At 39.4% G+C, this 23,991-nt stretch carries 14 protein-coding genes and 1 tRNA gene; 9 read left to right on the top strand and 6 right to left on the bottom strand.

Translation table 11 applies throughout. From position 1 onward, the window contains the following. Positions 1-33: 33 nt before the first annotated feature. Positions 34-3,795 carry a phosphoribosylformylglycinamidine synthase gene (locus tag WKV44_10035; protein ID MEM5948878.1) on the bottom strand — a complete coding sequence of 1,254 codons (3,762 nt, stop codon included), beginning with the start codon at positions 3,793-3,795 and terminating at the stop codon, positions 34-36. A 309-nt stretch (positions 3,796-4,104) separates the two neighbouring features. On the opposite strand from WKV44_10035, the gene WKV44_10030 reads away from it, so the two are divergent. From WKV44_10030 to WKV44_10020, 3 genes are all read left to right on the top strand, one after another. Further along, a tRNA-Val gene (locus WKV44_10030) sits at positions 4,105-4,177 on the top strand. Between the two features lie 42 nt (positions 4,178-4,219). After that, the gene (locus WKV44_10025) at positions 4,220-4,930 is read left to right on the top strand and encodes a fumarylacetoacetate hydrolase family protein (protein MEM5948877.1); all 711 of its coding nucleotides are present in this window, start codon (positions 4,220-4,222) and stop codon (positions 4,928-4,930) included. Positions 4,931-5,032: 102 nt separating this feature from the next. Next, positions 5,033-5,725 (top strand): queuosine precursor transporter, encoded by a 693-nt coding sequence (locus WKV44_10020; GenBank protein ID MEM5948876.1) that lies wholly within the window; start codon positions 5,033-5,035, stop codon positions 5,723-5,725. Positions 5,726-5,828: 103 nt separating this feature from the next. Here the strand turns inward: WKV44_10020 and WKV44_10015 are convergent, their stop codons facing one another. Then, the gene (locus WKV44_10015; GenBank protein ID MEM5948875.1) at positions 5,829-6,605 is read right to left on the bottom strand and encodes a hypothetical protein; all 777 of its coding nucleotides are present in this window, start codon (positions 6,603-6,605) and stop codon (positions 5,829-5,831) included. Between the two features lie 290 nt (positions 6,606-6,895). On the opposite strand from WKV44_10015, the gene nadE reads away from it, so the two are divergent. The 4 genes from nadE to WKV44_09995 all read left to right on the top strand — a co-directional run bounded on the left by nadE (position 6,896) and on the right by WKV44_09995 (position 17,637). Beyond that, positions 6,896-8,701: an NAD(+) synthase gene (gene nadE, locus WKV44_10010; protein MEM5948874.1), complete on the top strand. Its 1,806-nt coding sequence runs from the start codon at positions 6,896-6,898 to the stop codon at positions 8,699-8,701. 169 nt (positions 8,702-8,870) lie between these two features. After that, positions 8,871-11,693, top strand: coding sequence for an excinuclease ABC subunit UvrA (gene uvrA, locus WKV44_10005; GenBank protein MEM5948873.1), 2,823 nt, complete (start codon positions 8,871-8,873; stop codon positions 11,691-11,693). Positions 11,694-11,983: 290 nt separating this feature from the next. After that, positions 11,984-15,358, top strand: a complete 3,375-nt coding sequence (locus WKV44_10000) for an LPS-assembly protein LptD (protein ID MEM5948872.1) — start codon at positions 11,984-11,986, stop codon at positions 15,356-15,358. Positions 15,359-15,438: 80 nt separating this feature from the next. Next, on the top strand, positions 15,439-17,637 hold the full coding sequence (locus tag WKV44_09995) for a cyclic nucleotide-binding domain-containing protein (protein MEM5948871.1): 2,199 nt from the start codon (positions 15,439-15,441) through the stop codon (positions 17,635-17,637). Positions 17,638-17,648: 11 nt separating this feature from the next. Here the strand turns inward: WKV44_09995 and WKV44_09990 are convergent, their stop codons facing one another. The 4 genes from WKV44_09990 to WKV44_09975 form a co-directional block, all read right to left on the bottom strand. Then, the gene (locus tag WKV44_09990; protein MEM5948870.1) at positions 17,649-19,301 is read right to left on the bottom strand and encodes a nucleoside kinase; all 1,653 of its coding nucleotides are present in this window, start codon (positions 19,299-19,301) and stop codon (positions 17,649-17,651) included. Further along, the gene (locus WKV44_09985; GenBank protein ID MEM5948869.1) at positions 19,270-19,560 is read right to left on the bottom strand and encodes a hypothetical protein; all 291 of its coding nucleotides are present in this window, start codon (positions 19,558-19,560) and stop codon (positions 19,270-19,272) included. Before WKV44_09985 ends, WKV44_09990 begins: the two co-directional genes overlap by 32 nt. A 52-nt stretch (positions 19,561-19,612) precedes the next feature. Next, positions 19,613-20,683: a hypothetical protein gene (locus WKV44_09980; protein MEM5948868.1), complete on the bottom strand. Its 1,071-nt coding sequence runs from the start codon at positions 20,681-20,683 to the stop codon at positions 19,613-19,615. A 68-nt stretch (positions 20,684-20,751) separates the two neighbouring features. Then, positions 20,752-21,912, bottom strand: a complete 1,161-nt coding sequence (locus WKV44_09975; protein ID MEM5948867.1) for an HD-GYP domain-containing protein — start codon at positions 21,910-21,912, stop codon at positions 20,752-20,754. 58 nt (positions 21,913-21,970) lie between these two features. Here WKV44_09975 and WKV44_09970 point away from each other — a divergent pair, with 58 nt between their 5' ends. Further along, complete coding sequence (locus tag WKV44_09970) at positions 21,971-22,768, top strand: hypothetical protein (GenBank protein MEM5948866.1); 798 nt, start codon at positions 21,971-21,973, stop codon at positions 22,766-22,768. After that, positions 22,765-23,991 carry a pyridoxal phosphate-dependent aminotransferase gene (locus WKV44_09965; GenBank protein MEM5948865.1) on the top strand — a complete coding sequence of 409 codons (1,227 nt, stop codon included), beginning with the start codon at positions 22,765-22,767 and terminating at the stop codon, positions 23,989-23,991. Before WKV44_09970 ends, WKV44_09965 begins: the two co-directional genes overlap by 4 nt.

Here is a 23,991-nt window from a genome sequence, read left to right as displayed (position 1 = left end):
CATACGGCCTGCTGCCTTTTTTACAATCATATACTATAAAAAGTACTTTACACCACTTGCAAAAATATTTTCTTCTTTATGGCCTGGAATATTGCGAGCTATTCCTGGCCTAAGCCTCTCCGAGTGAGCCATCTTACCCAGCACCCTGCCATCGGGACTTGTTATACCCTCAATAGCCAGTACAGAACCATTGGGATTAAAACGAGCATCCATCGTAGGGTTACCCTCTGCATCCACATACTGAGTAGCTACCTGTCCGCGGGCAAAAAGCTCTTCTGCCATTGCCCTATCGGCAACAAAACGCCCCTCCGTATGAGAAACAGGGACAGTATGAACAGCACCAAGCTCCTCCTCAAGGAACCATGGAGAAAGATTGGAGACAATCCTGGTGTTAACATAGCGGGCAACATGAGAACCAATCTTGTTGGTAGTAAGAGTAGGAGAATCATCCTCCAAATCACGTATATATCCGTAAGGAACTAGCCCAAGCTTGATAAGAGCCTGAAAACCATTACAAATTCCCAGAATAAGACCATCCCGCTTATCCAGCATATCTTCCAGAGCCTTCCTTACCACAGCATTACGAAAAACAGTAGCAATAAACTTACCAGACCCCTCAGGCTCATCACCCGCACTAAAACCACCAGGAATCACAAGAATCTGAGAACTAGAAAGAGCCTTTGCAAGCTCATCTAGAGAAGCCTCTATCTGAGACGCTGTAAGATTTTTAAACACAAGTACCCTTGTCTCTGCACCAGCCTTTTTAAAAGCATACTCTGTATCATATTCGCAGTTGGTACCAGGAAAAACAGGGATAAGAACCCTTGGCCTTGCCACCTTTGTCTTGGATGAAGACGAACCAGAGTTATACAAGCGTGCCTCAATCTTCTCTGTCTCTTTTTTCTCCTTATGGATAGAAGGGAAAATCCCTTCTAGCGGAGCTTTCCACGACGATACAAGCTCTTCTACAGGAACAGACATCCTCCCAATTACAAGACTATTTCCCTCTGTAATTGCAACACAGGCAGTATTAGGATGGTTCTCAAAGTGAGAGTGGGGAGCATCTACAGGTACCTCTACCAGAAAACTACCGTAAGAAGGACAAAGAACAGAACTGTTTTTATTTTCTGGAAGAAGAATACAACCTATCCTGTTACCTGCCATCATCCTAAGCAGAGCTCCGGCAAGTCCATCATGCCGTATGGCAGTGGCAGATATTATATGAGCTTTCTCTATATGTTTCTGAATAAAATCCATATTTTCGGTCAGAACCGAAATATCGGGAAGGTCATTATCATCCAAAGGCGTCTGTATAAGATACAGCTTACTGCTGCGTTTTTTTATCTCAGGAGAAATAATAAAATCCTTCTCTTGGGTGGAAACTGCAAAAGATACAAGGGTAGGTGGTACATCCATATCGTTAAAACTGCCGGACATACTATCCTTACCACCAATGGCGGGAATCTTAAGCGCAAGCTGAGCGCTTAGGGCACCAAGAAGAGCTGCAGCAGGCAATCCCCATCTCTTATCATCATTACCGGGCTTTGGGAAATACTCCTGCAGAGAAAGCCTTGTTTCTCTCCATCTCCCACCTGCAGCAACTAGTCGGCAGACAGACTCTACAACAGCATGAAAAGCACCGTGAAAAGGACTCCACTCTGACAGATACGGATTATAACCATAAGCCATAAGAGAAGCAGTATTGGCCTCATTTTCCAAAGCAGGAATAAGCGCTGCCATTGCATCAACAGGCGTATCCTGGAAAATCCCTCCATAGGGAAGAAGAACAGAGCCAGCACCAATAGAGCTATCAAACATCTGGTTTAACCCCTTTTGGCTTGCATTGCCAAGAGAGGAGAAATACTCCTTGAGCTTGTCAATGATATTTGGATCATCTACATTTTTACACAGAAAATCATCATGAAGAGGACATTCCTTCTTATCAGGAGTACTTATGGTGACAAGAGTGTTTTTGCTTGCACCGTTTGTATCCAGAAAAGAACGCTTTATATCTACAACCTTTTTTGCCTTCCAAAACATTCTTAGAAAACCAGAGTCCGTAACCTCTGCTACAACCGTGGCTTCCAGATTTTCCTCTGAGGCAAGCTCTATAAACCTATCTGCGTCCTTAGCTTCTACAACAACAGCCATTCTTTCCTGAGATTCGCTGAGAGCAATCTCTGTTGCATTAAGACCTGCATATTTCTTGGGCACACGATCCAGAAAAATATCAAGACTCTCTGCAATCTCACCTATAGCAACACTTACACCACCGGCACCCATATCATTACAGCGCTTTATAAGAGAAAGAAGTTCAGGATTCCTAAAAAGTCGCTGAATCTTTCTCTCCTCAGGAGGATTGCCTTTCTGCACCTCTGCGCCTGCCTTTTCTATAGCTTTCTCGTCATGAGCCAAAGACGAACCAGTAGCACCTCCAATACCATCACGGCCCGTACGACCACCCAGCAAAATAACAAGATCTCCTGCAGCAGGTTCCTCGCGCCTTACACACTCTGCTCTGACAGCACCTATTACAGCGCCTATCTCCATCCTCTTGGCAACATAACCCGGATGATATATCTCTGTGACCTGACCTGTGGCAAGACCAATCTGGTTTCCATAAGAACTGTAACCGTGAGCAGCCTCTCTAGTAATCTTTATCTGAGGAAGCTTGCCAGGAAGAGTCTCCTCCACAGGAGTCCTAGGATCTCCCGCACCTGTAACACGCATAGCCTGATATACGTAAGCCCTTCCGGACAGAGGGTCTCTTATGGCGCCACCAAGACACGTAGCTGCACCGCCAAAAGGCTCAATCTCTGTAGGATGATTATGCGTCTCATTCTTAAAAAGAAGAAGCCAATCCTCATCTCCACTGGATGTGTTTACTTTTATCTTTATAGTACAGGCATTTATTTCTGGAGATTCATCCAGATTGTCAAGAAAACCCTCCTGTTTTAGAAACTTCATGCCTATTGTGGCAATATCCATCAAAGTTTGAGGACGATCTTCCTGCTTAATCTTTTTCTTGATATCACGGTATACATTATAAGAAGACTCAATTACCTCGCGGTAATCCTGTCCTTCTATATTTATCTCTTCAAAGCGAGTAAGAAAAGTAGTATGTCTGCAGTGGTCTGACCAATAAGTATCTAGAACCCTGAGTTCTGTCTCCGTAGGATTTCTCTCTGCAATATCGCGAAAATACCGCTGACAATGCATGAGATCTGCAATATCCATGGCAAGGGACATGTCCCGCCTTATGTGCAATAGTCCTTCTTTATCTGCAGAGATAAATCCTTCTATATATCTGACAGCATCGGAAGGCTTTTCCACAGCTTCGTGCAGAGTCTCAGGAATAAGCAAGGAAGCCTCTCGTGAATCTGTAGGATTGATAAGATATGAACGAATTCTGTCAAAGTCATTGTCAGAAATATTGCCATAAAAAAGGAAGACTTTGGAATATCTCACGATAGGATTGGAGTCTGGACTTATAAGCCTTAGACACTGAGCCGCAGAATCTGCCCTCTGATCATACTGTCCGGGAAGAAGTTCTACAGCAAGAATCCTGTCTGCCTCCGGAAGCGCATCAAGCACAACATCAACTGGTGGCTCCGCAAAAATACCTTTGATAGCCTTATTGATGAGAGCCTGAGACTCACCCTCAATAAGATAGCGATTAACAATCCGCAAATCACTAAGGCCACGTATATGAAGCGTATTGACAATATCCTCAAGAAGCTGCCGCGCAGATACAGCAAACTGCGGCTTTTTTTCCACAAGAACACATGAAATCATATTCATACTGCATAATTCCAAATTTAACGCATTTTGTCAAAGGAATAGCAGCATGTTTCTCTGTGTAAAATGATGACAGGTCGTAAAAAATAAAAAAAACGAACGGCAGACTGTCAACGACAGTCTGCCTGCCTTTGGCAAAAGCAAAGCTTAGCAGATGGTAACAGCTAGTATATTGTTCTGCCGGTGGCAGGAGTCCCTGCATTTTTTCTTTTGTCCTATGGCAGAGGGACGACGTTCGGTATAAAAAATTTTTGTTACAGATATTGACACTGTTGAGCTTATGTGATAGTTTACTGACAACAAGACGGGCGATTAGCTCAGCTGGGAGAGCGCCTGCCTTACAAGCAGGATGTCGGCGGTTCAATCCCGTCATCGCCCATGCCCCCTATATGGGGGCTTTTTTATTTTTTGGAGGCTTGTTATGTTGAAATTGCCTGTTATCCCGGATGGCGGTTTTATTGATATCAATCCTTCCAAGATTATTGCGCTGGGGCTCAATTATGTAGAGCATGCTAGAGAGAGTATTTCTCAGAAGGTTAGCCTGAGAAATGATTTGCCTGATGAGCCTGTGCTTTTTGTCAAAACGCCAAATGTGCTTGTTGGACCTGGCGAGGCTATTGTTCTTCCTGTTGTGGACAAAAAGTATGTGAGGGATGCTGGTGGTCCGAGGACTGATTATGAGGCAGAGCTTGCGCTTATAATTGGCAGGCGTGCTAAAAATGTGCCGGTGTCAGAAGCTATGGATTATGTGATGGGTTTTACCTGCTTTAATGATGTCAGCCAACGTGATATCCAGACTTATGATCGCTCCGGTTGGTGGCGAGGAAAGTCTCTGGATACCTTTGGACCTATTGGTCCTTGTGTTGTGCCTGCTAATAAAATAGGTGATGTACATAATCTCAGAATTAGGTCTATTCTCAATGGTAAGGTTGTCCAGGATGCTTCTACTTCCGAGCTTATTTTTAAGATTCCTGAGATTATATCCTTTGTGAGCAGGTTTGTTACTCTGGAAGAAGGGGATATCATTTCTACCGGAACTCCAGCAGGAGTAGGACCGCTTTCTCCGGGGGATGTAATTGAGGTTGATATTGAGAATATTGGTGTTTTGAAAAATCCGGTTGTTTCACAATAATTTTGAGAGTTGTTATTTTGATATAATTATTTTGCAATTCTCCCGCGTTGCGGGATTGCGGCGGTCGCAGACACCCGCCTTATCAAAACAAGGAGTCGTCTTATGCAGAACGAACTTCTTTGGTTTCTTATGCTCATAGCCGCTTTTGCCATGGTTATGATAAGTTTTAGGCTGTGGGGAAAGATGGGGCTTTTTATCTGGGTTCCCATCTCCGTTATTCTTGCCAATGTCCAGGTTGTCAAGCTTGTCAATCTCTTTGGTCTCACTGCGACACTGGGCAATATCGTGTATGCCTCTACGTTTCTTGTTACGGATATGCTGTCCGAACATTATGGCAAGAAAGAGGCACAGAAGGCTGTTATATTTGGCCTTGTATCCATGATTGCTCTTGTTGTTCTTACTCAGTTTGCTCTCTGGTTTACACCTGCTTCCGATGACAGCAGCCAGGAACATCTTGCGGCAATCTTTGGGCTTATGCCCCGTATTGTTTTGGGCAGTGTAACAGCTTATCTTCTTTCGCAGTTTCATGACGTTTGGGCGTATCATTTTTGGAAGAACAGGTTTCCCAATCAGTTGTGGCTGAGAAACAATGCAAGCACAATGGTAAGTCAGCTGATAGACAGCATTGTTTTTTGTCTTATTGCTTTTCTTGGTGAGTTTCCTTTTTCTGTTGTTCTTGAGATTATCTTTACCACTTATATATTTAAGTGGATTGTAGCAGCTCTGGACACACCTTTTCTGTATCTTTCCAAAATGCTTGTAAAACAAAAACAGATTGCGGATTTGCGTGACTAGCCAGTTCTTAAAGCTTCTGTAATGTAAAGGCAGCCGGATGGCTGCCTTTTATATTCCGTATAAGTTTTGTCAGCTTTGTAATAGCCGGATATTGTAAAGCTATTCAGTCTTTCCATGGGAAAATCATACCTCTAAGAGTACGTTTTCCGACTCTTTCTCTGTCTTCTGCTATAAGCGCATCCCATGGAATTTTTTTTCTGTTAGCGTTTTTATTCTCTTCCAGATATTCGTACTTGTACATCCTCAATTTGAGAGCATCCTGTTGCCAGATAAGCATACCCGTAAATCCTGGAAACAGCAGTGCCGTAAAAAGAGAAAGAATAAACGTTATGATAGAAGAAAAAAACAAGAACAGCGTAAAACCCGGATTGTCCAGTGCAAGCAAAAAAGACTTCTTAAGAATTTTTATCGGCTTTGTATCAAGTTGTGATGCAACAGGAAAAAACCACGGACTTATGAGCACAAAACCAAAAATGACCCACAGAAGCACAATGGTAGCAACAAAGCCGATAGCACCGCCAATGCTGTTATAAAAGGGAAGTAGAAAAATCCATGTGTAAAAAATAAGAATGACCATAAGAGCATAGAAAATGCTGGCCTTCCAAGTCTTGGCTATATAAGAAAAAAAGTTTTTAAAGCTGGGCTGTCCATAAAAAGCTATATCCTTTGCAGTGAGTGCCATAAAGCCGCCGTACACAAAAAACACGATAATACCCGCGGCCAGCGTAAGAGGCAGCATAACCTCTCCAAGACTCAGAGCCAGTTTTCCAAGCCCTAGAAAACCTGCAATAATCAGTACTGCTCCCAGATTGATGAGTGCAGCCTGTATAAGATTATCCCAAGTGTCAAAAAATGCTTTTTTTATCAAAAATCTTATCATGAGTTCAATATACGCCTTATGTCTTTGCTCATCAAGTAGGAAAAGCAGTTTTACACCGAACGCGCAGCCCGCACTGCGTTCTGCGCTGCCTCCTGGCGGAAGAAGATATAACAGTGATTGGTCTTTTTTTGCCGTAGGCAGGAGGGTATGCGCCTTTTTGCTTCTTTTCTACTGGCGCATGCCCGACGTTCGGTATTGTTGTTTTTGCAGGGTAAAAAATAGTATAGTGTAATATTCCCAAGATGTTTTTGTGTATTGGGTATGGTTTATAGTTGTCAGAGGAGTTGTGTATGAGAATTGCCCTTGCGCAGATGGATGTTACGGCCGGTAATCCGGAGAAGAATGTAGAGAAGATGATTGCTATGATGGATGATGCCCGCAGTAAGGGTGCTGAGCTTGTTGTTTTTCCGGAGCTTTGTGTGGGCGGGTATTTTGTGGGGGATAGATGGTTGGAGGATGATTGGCTTAATGAGTTGCTTTATTATAACGGGGTGATTTTGCAGCATGCTAGGGGGATTTGTGTTGTTTATGGTAATGTTGCTGTAGATTTTGACAAAAGGGGGCGGGATGGTAGGTGTACAAAGTATAATGCTGCTTATGTTGTAAAGGATGGCCGTCTTTTTTGGGAGGCAAAGACGCTTTTGCCCAATTATAGAATTTTTGATGATCAGAGATATTTTACTCCCAGGCAGACGGGGAGGAGACAGTTGTTTGATGTTGCTGGCAGGGATATGGGGGTTATTGTCTGCGAGGATATGTGGTCCAATGATTATGACAGCGATCCTGTTATTGAGTTGATAGAGCAGGGGGCGGATTTTATTGTGTGTATAAGTGCCAGTCCCTGGACTTACGGAAAGAATTATGCACGGGATAAGCAGATTTCTATTCTTGAGAGAAAGGCGGGAAAGCTGATTCCTTTTTATTATGTCAATAATGTGGGTGTGCAGAATAATGGTAAAAATATCATAACTTTTGACGGCGATACTGCGGTATATGCGGATGGTGAGAGGCTTCATGGATATGATCTTGCTCCTTATGAGGAGGGGATTATCTATGTGGATGATGATAATTTTAACAAGGCGGGTGAAAGACGGCTGCCTTCCAGAATAGAGCAGAAATATAATGCGATTATCAGAGGGATAAGAGGTTTTGATGAGATGATGGGGGATTGGAGGCCTAATTTTGTAATAGGTTTATCGGGTGGAGTGGATAGTTCTCTTGTTGCTGTTCTTATGACAAGGGCTTTGGGTAAGGAGCGGATTTTTACTTATAATTTGCCTTCTGTATACAATAGCAGTGCTACCAGGTCTTCTGCAAGAAAACTTGCGGATAGGTTGGGTGTGTGTTTTAAGGATATTGCGATACAGGAGCTTGTGGAGCTCAACAGGGAGGTTCTAAAAAAGAGTGGATTGGTTCCCGGGGCTCTTGCCGAGGAGAATATACAGGCCAAGATAAGGGGTACAAGTATTCTTTCTAATCTTGCTGCAATGCATAACGGACTTATGACAAATAATGGTAATAAGCTGGAGATTGCTTTGGGGTATGCTACTTTGTACGGTGATGTAAATGGTGCTATTGCTCCCATAGGTGACCTTACAAAAGATGAGGTTTTTGAGATGTGCAAGTGGATAAATAGTGATGAGGAGCTTGTTCCTTCTGAGCTTTTGCCGGATGACAGGTATAATTTTGAGATTGCTCCTTCTGCAGAGCTTAAGGAGAATCAGAGAGATCCTATGAAGTTTGGTTATCATGACAGATTGATAGAACATCTTATGGATTACAGGAAAAAGAGTCCAGAACATTTTATGGAGTGGTATCTTGAGGGTAAGGATAGTTTTTGTGAGAAAATGGGGATATCCGAGGATATTTTTATGTTGTATGAGCTGGATAAGCCGGATGTTTTTGTAAGTGATCTTGAGTGGTTTGTATCTACTATGAGAAGAAGTATTTTTAAGAGAATACAGGCTCCACCTGTGATTTTGCTTTCTCGGACTGCTTTTGGTTATGATTTGCGCGAGAGTCAGTTTCCTTGGATGCCTACCAGGAGGTATCTTGAGCTCAGGGAGCGTGTTATAAAGAGTGCCGGAGCTTACTGACAGATTCTGTTAGTTTCTTATTATGTTTGGTCTTTTGTTTGCCGGAGGCAGGAGTCCCTGCGTTTTCCTTTGTTTTTGCTATGTATGTGCAGGGACGACGTTCGGTGTAAGTGTTTTTTGTTATCGTGTATTCTTGATGTGAGAGAGTTTTGTTTGTAGATTATGCGGTATGGGTAAGATTGTTATTAAGGGTGCGCGTGAGCATAATTTGCGTAATATTGATTTGGAGCTTCCGCGCGATAGTTTGATTGTGATTTCTGGTTTGTCGGGGTCGGGTAAGTCGTCTCTGGCTTTTGATACTATTTATGCGGAGGGACAGAGGCGTTATGTTGAGTCTTTGTCCGCTTATGCCAGGCAGTTTTTGGGCAGGATGGATAAGCCTGATGTGGATTATATCGAAGGGCTTTCTCCTGCTATTTCTATCGAACAGAAGACTACTCATCGTAATCCTCGCTCTACGGTAGGAACTGTAACGGAGATTTATGATTATTTTCGCCTGCTTTTTGCTAGGCTTGGTGTTGCTCATTGCCATGTGTGTGGGCGTGAGATTAGTGAGCAGTCTGTAGATCAGATTGTGGAGCAGGTTTTGCATCTGGGGGAGGGAGCGCGCGTTATGGTGCTTGCACCTGTTGTGCGTGGCAAGAAGGGAGAGCATGGTAGGGTACTGGAGGATGCAAGGCGTGCAGGTTTTGTGCGTGTGCGTGTGGATGGGGTTGTAAGACAGTTGGATGAAGAGATTGTGTTATCAAAAAAGCATAAACATTCAATTGAGGTTATTGTTGATAGGCTGGTTATTGGCGGGGATGTGAGAAGAAGGTTGGTTGAGGCTGTGGAGACTGCTCTTGAACTTGCTGCTGGTTTGTGTGTGGTGTTGGAGCTTACAAAGGATGGAGAAAAAGAGCATGTTTTTTCTCAGAAACATGCTTGTCCTGTGTGTGGTGTGAGTTTTCCGGAGCTTGAGCCTAGGTTGTTTTCTTTTAATAGTCCGTATGGGGCTTGTCCTGCTTGCTCTGGTATAGGGGTTACTCTTGAGTTTGATCCTGACTTGATTGTGCCGGATCCGTCTCTCTCTTTTTTGGAGGGAGGGCTTGTTCCTTATAATCCGGATGCTAACTGGAATCGTAGCAGGTTTGAGGCTTTTTTTAAGGAGTTTGGTGTTGATATCAATACGCCTATAGGTGAGCTTCCTGAGGAGGTTAAAGAGGCTCTTTTCTATGGGTCAGATAGAGAGTTTGAGGTCGCTTATGAAAATAAGCGCAGGACGGGTAGGTTTGAGTACAGGACTCGTTTCCCAGGTGTTACGGAGGACCTAAAGAGGCGCTATATGGAGTCTTCTTCGGAAGAGGTTAAGGACTGGCTTGAGGGGTTTATGTCCCAGCGTGTGTGTGAGGAATGCGGGGGAAAAAGGCTAAAACCAGAGGTGCTTGCTGTTACCGTAGGGGGGAAGAATATTTATGAGCTTACGTGTATGTCCGTAAGCGATTTGCTTGTATTTTTTAGGGGTTTTTCTGAGGGGTTGTCTCAGAATGAGAAAGAGATTGCATCTCAGATTCTTAAAGAGATTGTAAGTCGCTTGACTTTTATGGAGAATGTTGGCCTAGGATATCTTTCTCTTGAAAGACGGGCGTCTACGTTATCAGGTGGTGAGGCACAGCGTATTAGGCTTGCCACGCAGATTGGTGCCAGCCTTGTGGGGGTCTTGTATGTTTTGGATGAGCCTACTATAGGATTGCATCAGCGGGATAATCAGAAGCTCCTTGATACGCTTGTGCATCTACGTGATATAGGTAATACGCTTGTTGTTGTGGAACATGATGAGCAGACTTTGCGTACTGCGGATTGGATTGTTGACTTGGGGCCCGGAGCAGGTGTCAATGGAGGCAGGGTTGTAGCTCAGGGGACTGTGGAGGATGTCTGTGCATCTGAGGAGAGTCTCACCGGCAAGTTTTTGTCTGGTAAGCTCAAGATAGATGTCCCTGAAAAGAGAAGAAAGGGCAATGGTAACGAGATTGTGCTGCGTGGTGCGCGAGAGCATAATCTCAAGAATATAGATGCGAGATTTCCTCTGGGGACATTTATCGTTATAACAGGTGTGTCTGGCTCTGGTAAATCAACGTTGCTCAACGATGTATTTTTGCCGGCTGTCTATAACAGGGTCAGCAGAGGAAGGATGCGGGAAGGTTCTTATGATTCTATAGAGGGTGTCGAGGCCATAGATAAGCTTATCAATATAGACCAGAGTCCTATAGGCAGGACTCCACGTTCTAATCCGGCAACTTATGTAGGGCTTTTTACACCTATAAGGGAGCTTTTTGCAGGTATTCCAGAGTCCAAGGCACGTGGTTATAAACCTGGCAGATTTTCTTTTAATGTAAAGGGAGGAAGGTGCGAGAACTGTAAAGGTGATGGTACCATCAAGATAGAGATGCATTTTTTGCCTGATGTCTATGTTACCTGTGATGTCTGCGGCGGCAGGCGTTTTAACCGGGATACGCTTGATATACGATATAAGGGAAAGAATATTTATGATGTTTTGGAGATGTCTGTAGAAGAGGCATATGAGTTTTTCTCAGCTGTTCCTGCCATAGAGAGAAAGCTCAAAACATTGCTAGATGTGGGGCTAAGTTATGTAAAACTGGGACAGCCTGCTACAACCCTATCCGGTGGTGAGGCTCAACGGATTAAGCTTGCGCTTGAACTGTCCAAGAGGAGTACTGGCAGGACTCTTTATCTTCTGGATGAACCTACTACTGGTTTGCATTTTGCAGATGTCAAGCAGCTTCTTACCGTGCTCAATCAGCTTGTGGATATGGGCAACACAGTGGTTCTTATTGAGCATAATCTTGATGTGATAAAACAAGCTGATTGGCTTATTGATCTGGGACCAGAAGGAGGTGCCGGTGGCGGAGAGGTTATTGCCATGGGTACTCCTGAGGATGTTGCCTCCTGTGAGCGTTCTTATACCGGACAATATCTTAAAGACATGTTGTGAGAAGTAGGAATAGTATAAAAAGTATACATCTTAAAGTTTTTTATAATATACCGAACGGCGCAGCTTTTGCTGCGCCTTTTTTGTGTTTTGGGGTCATTTGAAATTCGTCTTTTTTTTGCCAAAGGCAGCAGGGACGCGCATTTTGCGCGGTCCTTGCGTTCGGTATAATGTATTTGAATTTTTTGAGGGGCTGAGGGCTTGGTTTTTTTTTGTGTACTGATAAAATAAAACTTACCATAAAACATAAAAAATGTTATAAACTTTTGTACATAGTGTTTCCGGAAGGTTGTGTGAGAAGGTTTATTCTGCTGGTTCTTATTTTGCTTGTCTCTTTTTATGTTGTCGCGCAGGAGTCTGGTGGCGATTCTTCTGCTGTTTCAGACCAGAGTCTTGCAGAAAGTACTGTACAGAGGGATATTGAGACTTCCTCTTATTTTCAGCTTGTAGAGTGGTGCAAAAGGTTGGGGCTGGCAGATACGGGTACGCGTGATACGCTAGAAGCACGGCTCCTGTCGTATTATGGGATTGTGCCTCAGGAAAAGCCTGTTTCCAATGTGGAAAATAGGGTGATAGAGCTTAAGAAGGCAGGCTACGCACTGTACTCGTCTTTTTCCGAGATTGATGAAACTTATGTGCTACTAAAGAATGCTTTGTTATTCTTTGAGGATGAACAGGGTGAGCACAGCATTTCTGCAGATATTATTCTTTATAATATTTCTTCTGATACTCTGGCAGCTTACGGCCATGTTGTGTATGTAAAGAAGCGAGGAGGAGAGGAAGCGGATAGGTTTGAGGGAAATACGCTTTATATCAGAATAGAGGATACCTCCGGGCTCTTTATAGAGGGGGCTTCTTATAAGAAAAGTAATGCAGGGGATGAGGAGCTGCTTTTTGCAACGGTTGCCAAATCCGCAAGAAGGAATATTGTTGACAAAGACGAGGTTATAAGGTCAAGCAATGTTTTTATAACTTCTTCTCAGGGAAATCCGCCTTATTATGGCATACAAGCGGATAATTTGTGGCTGTATGGAGGATCTGACTGGATAATAAGCAATGCCATACTAAAAGTAGGAATTATTCCTGTTTTGTATATCCCTTTTTTCTTTTATGCCGGGGATGAAATGGTGTTTAATCCTGTTTTTGGCTTTGACGACAGAAGAGGGGCATTTTTTACAAGTACTACATATTTTATAGGTCATAAAAAGACAAGCAGCCAAGATAATACTTTTTCTTTTATGAGTACAGGTGACGATGCCAACTATATATATGAGAGACATGGGATTTTTTATCATAAAATTCCTGTTATAAATCCGCCCGAGAATACCTCTGATTATCTTAAGATTATGCTTGATTATTATACGGGGCTTGGATACTTTACAGGCGTAGATGCGTCTCTTGGGTCTTTGAAGCCGTTTTCTTCTCTTTCTTTTTTTGTAGGTATTGCAAAGAGCAGAACTCTATTTTCATCTGGTACTGGCTATACACCATATTTTCTTGAGAATGGTAGTTTAGTTGATAATCCTGATAGCGGATATTTTGCTTCTATGGAGCTTCCTTTTAGATATCGTATAAAGACAGCAGCAAAGCTAAATGCCATAGGTGCAGATATGGAGTGGAATATCTCCCTGTTTTCTGATCCTTTTGTTGCAATAGATTTCCTTGATCGCAAAGAGGATATATCATGGAAAAAGCTCTTAGGAGTGGATAGCAGTTCTGTTGATTCCTCGTCTTCTTCAACATCTTCTGAGTCTGATTCTACATCCTCTTCCTCCAGCTCTTCTTCTGTAAGCGAGGAAACAACAATGAACTGGATAGTTAAAGCCAACTGGGCAAATTTACCGGATTTATCCCCTTATTTTATGTGGAATAATCTTTCAATATCTAATATTTTTTCTTGGTCTGCAAAGAGCAGATCTGATGTGAATTCTGCAAGTCCTGAGAGAATGTTTTTTATACCTGTTTCTATTAGCCTTCCTTCTGTTTCTTCCGGAATCACCGGTAATATATTTTCATATCCATTTTCTTCTCAGATGCAAAAAGATACAGCGGATGTAAACTCAGAGCTTTTTGCACCATGGGATGAAGATATTTCTGCAGATAGAGATTTGGTTAATAGTGAAAAAGAGGGTAGTCTATCAGAAACAGAAACAACTGCACCATATTCCCTCCAGCTTAAGGATTGGCTTTTCCTGCAGGATATTTATAGCTCTATGTGGGATTCTGATAACTACAGACCTCTTTCTTTCTCTTCTTCTTATACAATTACTCCGGTGTGGAATTCTATTTATTACTATGATACATCAGATATAAGCAAGCCGGATGATATAAAATGGGGTCTTTCTTATGCCAAGTATTCTTTTTCCTCCAGATTTATGCTCAGCAATAATATAAATATATATGACCAATTTTTCTCCGTGGCATCCAACACAGATACAACCTTAACAAGGTATTTTATGAGCAGGTTGGGGGATTCTCTTTCTGATACTCAATGGCTGGCAATAAGGGATCCTATTCTTATGCAGAATAATCTTACTATTACAGAGACTGTAACTTCCACATTGAAACCTTTGTATTTTATAACTCCTTTTAGAAATACTTCTTTGTCGCATTCTCTTGTAGCTGTTCTACTTGATGAGGATGTGAGTTCTGTTTCCAATAACGGACGTCCTGTATATGAGTATAAGACTGTAGAATGGAATAAAACTTATATAAAATCGCATAAACTTACAGCTTCGCTGGGCTTAGATTTGCTTGATACAAGTCATAGTTTTTCTTCTTCTTATGTACTGCCCCCTCTTGATGAAAGCCTTGCTTTATCTCTTACTGATACAATCTATGCATGGTCACAGTCTTCTACTCTTAATTATATAAAAGACAACAATGATTGGACATTTTCTTCTTTTACTTTTAATCAAAAAATAAATCTTTATGATAATAATATACAGGCAAGCCAGCTAATAAAAATTCTTCCTCTGGAAGAAGATAATAATTCATGGAGATTGGAGCTTCATACCTTATCTTTAAAGCTTTACTATCTTACTTTTTCTTCCACTTGGCAGTATACATATCCATATACATTTGGTGGATATGGAATAGGGTGGATTCAGGGAACCTCTAAGGATTTCTTATTTTCCAATTTTACGGCAAAGTTAAATCTCAACTCTGATAGTATGTATTTTTGGAAAAATAGAATGGGATTAAGACTGGGTGCATCTTCTACATATTCCATTAATCCTATCCGTGTGACAGAGACAAAGCTTGATTTTATATTTACAATGTCTTTTTTTATTCGTGAATTTATTAGTCTTGATATAAGTTCTTCTTCTCTCAATAGAGCTGCCTACAGATACATACCAGGGCTTCCAGAGAAGGTAGGAATGTCCTGGATAAATCCATTATCCGATATATTTTCTTCTTTTAATATATTTGATAATGAGACAAGGGAGCAGGCATTGTTTAAGCTGCAAAAAATAGATATATCAATTGTCCATGACCTTAGGGACTGGGACTTGTCCTTTACGTATACTGGTTTGCCAGAGATAAAGGAAGAGAATGGTCTTTTAAAAACAGTTTGGGATTCTTCATTTTCTATTCTTCTATCTTGGAAAGCCATAAAAGAGATAGAATCAAAAGTAAAATACAGTGACAATCAGTTTTCCTATTGATTTGTTTTGCAGATAGTTACAAATATAAGTTTGTATTTTAATGTCATTTGCTCTATAGTATTCTAAGAGGTAAAGTTATAATGCATAAGATTAAAGTTTGTCCGGGAAGCTGGTTGGTAGAAATACCTGAGGAGAATTTGAGTATATTATGTGGTGTTCCGCAGGATGTAATAAAGTTTCTAAAAAAAGAAAAACTTATAGAAAAAAAAGAAAAAAATGGAGTTGTTTTTGAAAGCGGTCCTAACGCGATATTATTGTCTGATATTCCATTACAGCATGGACAGTTTACCAATCTTGCAGAATTTCCTATTCTTCAAATTTTTTACAGACAGGGGAAGATTATTCCTGGTCATCCCAACAATGATGGCAAAAAGCCTCTTCTACTAGGCTCAAAGAACCAGATAAATGCACAGGCACAATATATTCTTAGAGGTAATTACGGATTAATATCGGAAGAAGAGCTTAGAGAGGCTGGTCTGGATGAGGAACTTATAAGATTTTTCTATGATATAAAAACTTTTTTTGCTTTTGGAAAAATAAAATCCATTGACGAGTTACTAGAAATAAGAGCAATTGATGCTTCTCCTGTTACAATAGGAAAAGATCTTACAATAACCAGAAAAGAGCTTAATGTTTTTGAATTTAGATATCAAGAAGAGATAGAAATGGTGGATTTGAATATATACGAAAAGTCCGAGGTTTTTCCTTATGAACTTCCAGTAAAAAAACATCCTAACTCTTATTGGTCGATTATCAATACAGGAGAAGGAACCGGCTGGGATGTCGATAATCCGTGTATGTCCTCGATCTTAGTATTCAATGGTAAATTGTTTCTTATAGATGCAGGACCTTCTGTTCTTGCAACTCTTAAAGCTTTGGGGATTCATCCTTCTTGTGTTGCTGGTATTTTCCATACTCATTGTCATGATGATCATTTTGCAGGAATAACTTCACTTATAAGAACAGATCACAAGCTTGGATATTATGCTGTACCTGTTGTAAGGCTTTCTGTACAAAAAAAACTTTCTGCTTTGACAGGTATCCCGGAGAAAGATTTTATGAGTTTCTTTTCTCCTATGGATCTTGTAGAAGGACAGTGGAATAGTATAGAACCTGGATTTGAGGTCATGCCTCTTTTTTCTCCTCATCCGGTAGAAACTACTATAATGTATTTTAGAGCAACTGATAGAGTTAGCGGAAAACAACATATATATGCGCATCTTGCAGATATCTCTTCTCTGGAAGTAATAGATAACATGAGAAAAGGGACTGTCTGGTCAAATCCTGTAAATTCCAAACTTATAGAAAAAGCTATTAATTCTTATTTTATTAAGTCTGATATTAAAAAAATTGATGCTGGCAAAGGGATGATTCATGGTAATCCCCTTGATTTTTTATCTGATAGTTCTGATATTATTTTGCTCAGTCATATTGATGAGCCTCTTTCCTCAGAAGAAAAAAAAGCAGGACTGTGTGTTGAGTTTGGTACTGTATATGAAATTTTTAAAGAATCGGAATCCCATAAAGAAGATAAGTATAGAAATATCCTGATTCAATATTATCCTTTTATTGATGATAAAAGATTAGATTTTCTTTTACAAAACTCAGAGTTTAGACAATATGAACATCAGGAGTATGTTCTAAAACCGGGAGAAATTCCTGATAGAGTTTTTTATATTGTGGATGGCTTAATAGAAATGAAACAGCCCAAAGAAGACTGGGGTCAAATACCTCCGGGATCTGTCATAGGTGAGGGAGCTGTTTTCTCCTCTTCTGCTATAGGTGAATTTTATAGAGCTTATTCTTATGCCAATGTATTTTCTATAAGTACCAATGATTTTATGTCTATTTTTTCTGATGACGATCTAACGGATTATCTTGAAATTCTAACTAGAAGGTATTTTTTAAGAACCACTTGGTTTAGAGACGAACCTGTATCCAGTCTTGTCCTCCATGCTCTTGCTAAGGAGATGACTCCTGTTTTCTGGGAAAAGAATACTCCTATAGAATCCAATGACAACTCGATAAACATTATAAAAGAAGGCAGAATATCCATGAGTTTTGATAATGGCATGGGAATTTCTCTTGGTAGAGGTGAAATGATTGCAAAAATTCCACTCGTGGAAGATATTGTCAACAGCTGTAAGATGATTGCAGAGACAGACTGCAGAGGTTTTTCCATAGCTTATGATAAAGTTTCCGGAATACCTATGGTTTCTTTGAAAATTATAGAAGAGTACTTAAAGAGAAGTCAAATTTGCGGTTTTAGCATAATATAAATCTATACGGTTTAATAGTGAAATTCGCTGTCTCCTATAAATTCTCTAAGTATAGAACGTCCTGGAACATATTGCGGAGATATGGGTAAAAAATTATCCAGAAATCCGAGTAATCTGGTAGCTTCTAGGTATTCTCTGTGGTATGGTTTTACACTTCTCAGAAGAGGCTCTGCAAGAACCTTTAACACACTTAATTCGTAGTCAAGAGCTGAGTTGAATATAAAATCAGCTTCTTCCTGAAAAGGGAAAATATTCCTTTCTTCTCCTCTCCGTACAGATGGCCACATTTTTAAAGTATCCAATGCAGTTTTTGCTCTAAACTGTGAATCTCTTACCATTCTTCTTATAAGTCTGTTGTCAGTAGTAGGAATTCTATTGTGGTCGTCAAGGTTGAGTTGGGTCAATGCGGATATATATATCTTTTTTTTATTTTCATGGGGAATCTTTGCTGTTAATTCCTCATTTAGAGCATGTATCCCTTCTACAACTATTATACCATCGGATGGAATTTGTAGTTTTTTATCCAGATATCTAGGCTCTCCCTTTTTAAAATCAAAGACCCTTCTTGGTATTGCTTTGCCTTCCATCAATGCCAGGAGGTCTATGTTTAATGCTTCCAAATCTAGAGCATATAATGATTCGAAATCATAATTTCCATCCTCGTCAAGCGGAGTTTTTTCTCTTGGCTGAAAATAATCATCAAGACTAATTGCCAGTGGCTTTAAGCCCATTACTCTCAAATACATGGATAGTTTTTTTGAAAATGTTGTTTTTCCTGATGATGATGGTCCTGCTATTAGAACTATTTTTACATTATTGGAATCTTCTGCTAATTTTGTAGCTATTTGCGATATTTTTGTTTCCTGTAAATATTCTGCAATTTGTATAAATTCTCTTTCCTTTCTTTCTTGAACAAATGTATTAAGATCTCCCACGGAAGATACTCCTATGGATTTTCCCCATTCTTTGTACTGCTTGTAAATTTCAAATAGTTTTTCCGGGGGTGATAGGGAAGAGTCTATTCTCTTTGTTGGTTCTTGGGGAAATCTTAGAATGAATCCATTGTTGTATTTTTGCAGTTTGAAGTCTTGTATATATCCTGTTCTGGGGAGTAGTGCAACGGTTGTTATATCATAGTAATTGTTGCATTTATATACCGGTATTTTATTTTGATTTTTAAATTTTAGAAGTTTTTCCGTCTGATATTGTCCTCTCTTTTTAAAAAGTTCTATGGCATCCTGATATGATAATACGGTTCTTTTTATTTCAAGATTACCTGAGATAATTTCTCTCATTTTTTTTTCTAGCTGTTTTATTTTTTGCTCGGAAATGTCTGAAAAATCTCTTTTTGTATAATAGTATCCGTCCCCTAGGGAATGGCCTATGACAAGCTCAGTTATTATCCGGTCTTCTTGGGTCGCCATAGCAAGGATAAAACATAATGTAGCTTTGTATATTATATTTCCTTCTTTGTCCTCCAGTGATATTGGTTCTATAATGCTGTTAAATTCTACCTTATATGAAAGACTTACAAGCTCGTTGTTAACTCGCGCTGCTATTGCTTTGGTTTCTGGCATGTATTCTTCAAAAATATCTTTGATTCTTGTGCCGTAATCTATTTTTATTTCATGTTTATATGGCAGACTTATCAGAACCTTTGTCATTTCCTTCTTCTCCTTGCTGTTGGTTTTCTTTGTAGAGCTTATCAAGCCATGGGCGTGGCCCTGTAAACTTTAATCTCCTGGGAATCTCATTTGCAAGTTTTGCCAGACTTTTTTCTACTGATGGAGTTATCAGTAATATTAGTCTCTTGTCCCCTATAATTTCTACAACTTCTTGTTGTGTAAGTTTTTTTATATCTATTTTGTTTCTTTCTAATATGTTTTTTTCTTTTGTCAGTTTTGTAAGCTCGTCATATGTCATATCTTTGTCCCAATTTAAGTATAGTAAAAGTAATTTTTGATTCAATACAAAATTAGAAATCAAATTCCAATTGCTCTGTTTTGGTGTGGCTTTTTTTCTTTGTTATGTCTTTTTTTAGCTTTACTGATTTTTTTATGCCAAGGACTTGTCTGAGTTTTTTTTCCCATTCTATCAATGAAAATTCTTCTGAGGAAGAAAAACAAAGTTTTGGATAATCTATGGATAATATGGCATTGATCTCTTTTAAATATGTCAGGTATGCATTAACAAAATTGGTATTAGGAATATTGTTGTTTATAAATTCCAATAGAGTATGAATTATTTTTAATATATTTATTGTGTTCTCATGTATACTTTCTTCCTTTAACATAATAATGGTATATTGCATCCAAGCCATGAGACTGATTTCTGGATTTTCTTCCAAATATGCAAGTGCCAACAGTCTTTTTGTTTCTTTTTTGCCTATGATATGATGTAGAGTATCCGTGAAAATTTCTGCATTATAATCTCTCTTGTCAAATTCCAGAATAAGGGCTATTGCTGTTTTTTCTGTATGTGTTCTATCAATTTTATTGAGTTCCTGTATCAAAAGACATGCAAATTGTTCTGCTTCCTGAACTCTGTCATCTTCTAGTGCTCTTTCTGTTTCTATAAATATATCTTTTATGAGGCCTGTATCCTGACATATATGATTAAGAAATTTTTTTTCTTCTTCTGCTTCGCAGTCTTTATCTTCTGTTAGCGCAGTTAATATGGGTATCATTATTTTTAATGGACTTTTTTTATCTATGTTTTGTATGCATTCCCTTGCTTTTATGGTATTGGTCTTATAGATGTAGTATAGTGCAAGTGTAAATTGCTGCCAGGAATAGAAGGGAGAGTTTTTTTCTATTTTATACAATTCTTGTATCAAAGAATTATCTAATATTCCGTTAGTTATGGAGGCAATTGCATCCATAATCAATATGGCATCTTTTCTGAGAGGGTGTTTATCATCAAGGTAGGTAGTTTTTGATATAAGAAGAGGGTCTCTTATTTCTCCCAGAATGTCTGTTATATCTGCAAAACTGTCTGCTGCAAGTAAAGTTTCTGTATTGTTGCGTTCTCGATAGGCTGTCTGCATAAATCCTCCTAATTTGCAGGTGGATAGGCTACTGAGAAAGCAGGAATATGTCAATTGAAAATAAACTATTATTTGAGAGCTTCTATTTCTTTGGGGGCAAGTGCGCGTCTTATGGTGTTAGCTCCATCGTCTGTCCTTATTATGAGAGGGTCTTTAAGCCTTGCTCCGTTTTCATTATACAAGAGCTTTACAATTGGGCATCTTGGATTTTCTGGATTGGATTCCATTACAATACCTTTTGCTCCTGATTGGAGCATTACATATGTACCTATGGGAAACAGGGAAATCATAAAAATAAGAGAGCGCAGAAGAGTTTCGTCATACCATTTTCCTGATAATTTGAGCATATCTAGTAGACTGTTGTGTCCTGTTACTGCTGGTCTGTAGGGACGTTCTGATGTGAAGGCTGCATAGCTTGTACATATTCCTATAATTCTGGCTTCTTTTGATATTTGGACATCTTTTAAGGCTCTTGGGTACCCAGTACCGTCGAGATGTTCATGGTGTTCCAGAACAGCCAGACAGACCTGAAGCGGAAAGCCAAACTGTTTTAGTAGTTTATAACCTATCACAGGATGTGCTGTTATAGCCTTTTTTTCTTCCGGCGATAGCCTTCTTTTTGCCAGATAAAGCTTGGACGGAAGTCTTATCATGCCTATCTCATGCAATAAGGCAGCTGTTACAAGGTCCACAAGCTTATGTTGAGGCATTTGCAGCCTCAGTCCCAATCCTGCTGCAAGAATAGCTGTTTTGGCAGAATGAATGACCAGATAATTCCTTGTATTATCTTCAAGCTCCTGTAATCTAAATATAAAAGGCTGCTTTGTTTTTACTGCATTTATTATGTTTTTTGCGATCTCTGTTGTTGTATTGGGTCCTATTTTCTGATTATTTAAAAAAGAAGAAAATATGTTTTCACACTTATTTACAAGTTCCGTAAAATATTCTCTTACTTCTTTTATTTCATTCTGTTCTGATATTTCTGTGCTTAGAGATGCTTTTTGTTTGTTTTCTTCTGTAAAATCTTTTTCTTTTGGAGTGGTACCAATACTATTTTCTATAAATTCTCCCGTTGTGAATACTGATGTAAAGTTCCATTGGATGAGTCTGTGTATTAGTTCTTGTTTTATTGGTAAATCGGTATTTAGAAGTATATATTCCTGATCAAGATATACATCTTCTGTAGAATATGTCCCGGGTTTTAACTCCGATATCGATATTTCTTTCATTATGTTGACCGCCCTGTTTCTATAATGTACACTCTTTATTATTATAGGAGAATTTACTGTGAAATTTAAGATACTTTTCATTGTCTTTGTAGGACTTATAATTTTCTCCTCTCTTGTTCTTCTATTTTTGCCTTTTGGGGTACTTGGTTCTGATTATGCTTTTTCATTTTGGTCTTCTAATTGGTATTTATTGTTGTTGCTTGCTGTTTTGCTTATTGTTCTTGTTGTTTTTTATACAAAAAACAGAAGAATGTTTTCTTATCTGGAGGAGGAAAATTGGGATAATCTTCTTGTGCTTTTATATGATTCTATTATAAATAAAAACAAATTAAAGTACGATGATATAAAACTTTTTATACTTTTGAGTGTTTTAAAAAACAGGTTTGATTATATTTCCGAGTTGTCTTTATTACTTAGTCATAAACCTGTACTAAAGGATGCTTTTTGTATTGAGCTAGGGTTGCCGTATATTAAATCCCAGGATCCAGATATAATTATTCCTTATTATAAAGATATAACTGTGAAACAGAAAGGTAGATTGCGTGATTGGGCAGGGTGGTTCTATATATATGGGATACTCTTAACAGGAGATTATACTCTTGCAAAGCAAGAGCTTTTGTCATTGCTTTCTTATGCACGGGAATCTATTGTTGTTTTACTTGCTCTATATAATCTCAATGCTTTTTCTGGTACTGATAAGGAGATTGCCGACTTTGTGAGTAAGCATAAGAAGTCTTTTAAAGAGGATGTAAAAAAAGAAAAAATTTTTAAGTTGATTGAGAAAGAAAAAGCTGATATATATGTACTTATGATGTCAGGATTGATACAAGATTCTGTTGAGTGGATATTTGCATGAAAAAAATTATAAAATCTCACAAGCTTGATGATATTTGTTATGACATAAGAGGGCCTGTTATGCATGAGGCAAAAAGGCTTGAGGAGGAGGGGTTTAATATTCTTAAGCTTAATATCGGTAATCCCGCTCCGTTTGGTCTTTTTGCGCCAGATGAGATTATCCATGATATGATAATAAATATGCCCAATGCTCAGGGCTATTCCGACAGTAAAGGTATTTTCCCTGCGAGAAAGGCTGTAATGCAATATTATCAGGCTAAGGGTGTTTTTGATGCTGATACTGATTATATTTTTATTGGTAACGGTGTTAGCGAGCTTATTACTATAAGTCTCCAGGCTCTTCTCAATGATGAAGATGAGGTTCTTATTCCTTCTCCAGATTATCCCTTATGGACTGCTGCTACAAGGCTTGCCGGAGGCAGACCTGTGCATTATGTTTGCGACGAAGAAAGCGATTGGATTCCTGACATAAAAGATATAAGAGAAAAAATAACTCCTAGAACTAAGGCTATAGTTGTTATTAATCCCAATAATCCTACGGGAGCTGTTTATCCTGCTTCTGTTATGGAGGAGATTTATAAAATTGCTTGCGAGCATCAGTTAGTAATAATGGCGGATGAGATTTATGAAAAGATTATATATGATGATGATGCAAAAAAATCGTATAAGCCTATGTCGTTGATAGCCGAGGATGTTCTGTGTATAACTTTTAATGGTCTTTCTAAGGCTTATAGAGGTGCCGGCCTTAGAGGTGGGTGGATGATGTTGAGTGGTAAACGCTCTATTGCAGAAGATTATATAGAAGGGCTCAATCTTCTTTCTAGCATGAGGCTTTGTAGCAATGTTCCAGCTCAGTACGGTATTCAGACTGCTCTTGGTGGATATCAGAGTATAGATGATCTTGTTGCTCCGGGGGGCAGGTTGCATGAGCAGCGCGATTTGTGTTATGAGATGCTCAACCGGATTCCGGGTGTAAGCTGTAGGAAACCTGCCGGTGCTCTCTATTGTTTTCCACGCTTGGATATTGAAAAGTTTTCCATAAAAGATGATGAGCGTTTTGTTCTTGATTTGCTGAGGGAAAAGAAAATTCTTGTGGTTCAGGGAACAGGTTTTAACTGGCCAAAACCCGATCATCTTAGAATTGTTTTTTTGCCTGATAAGGACACATTGGAAGAGGCTATTAATAGGCTTGCGGATTTCCTAGATGGTTATAAGCAGTTATAA

It is taken from the genome of Spirochaetia bacterium 38H-sp, assembly GCA_039023545.1.
GTDB classification, from domain to species: Bacteria; Spirochaetota; Spirochaetia; order Winmispirales; family Winmispiraceae; genus Rarispira; species Rarispira pelagica.
Note: the sequence above shows the minus strand (reverse complement) of the source record. Positions and strands in the feature narration are given on the sequence as shown.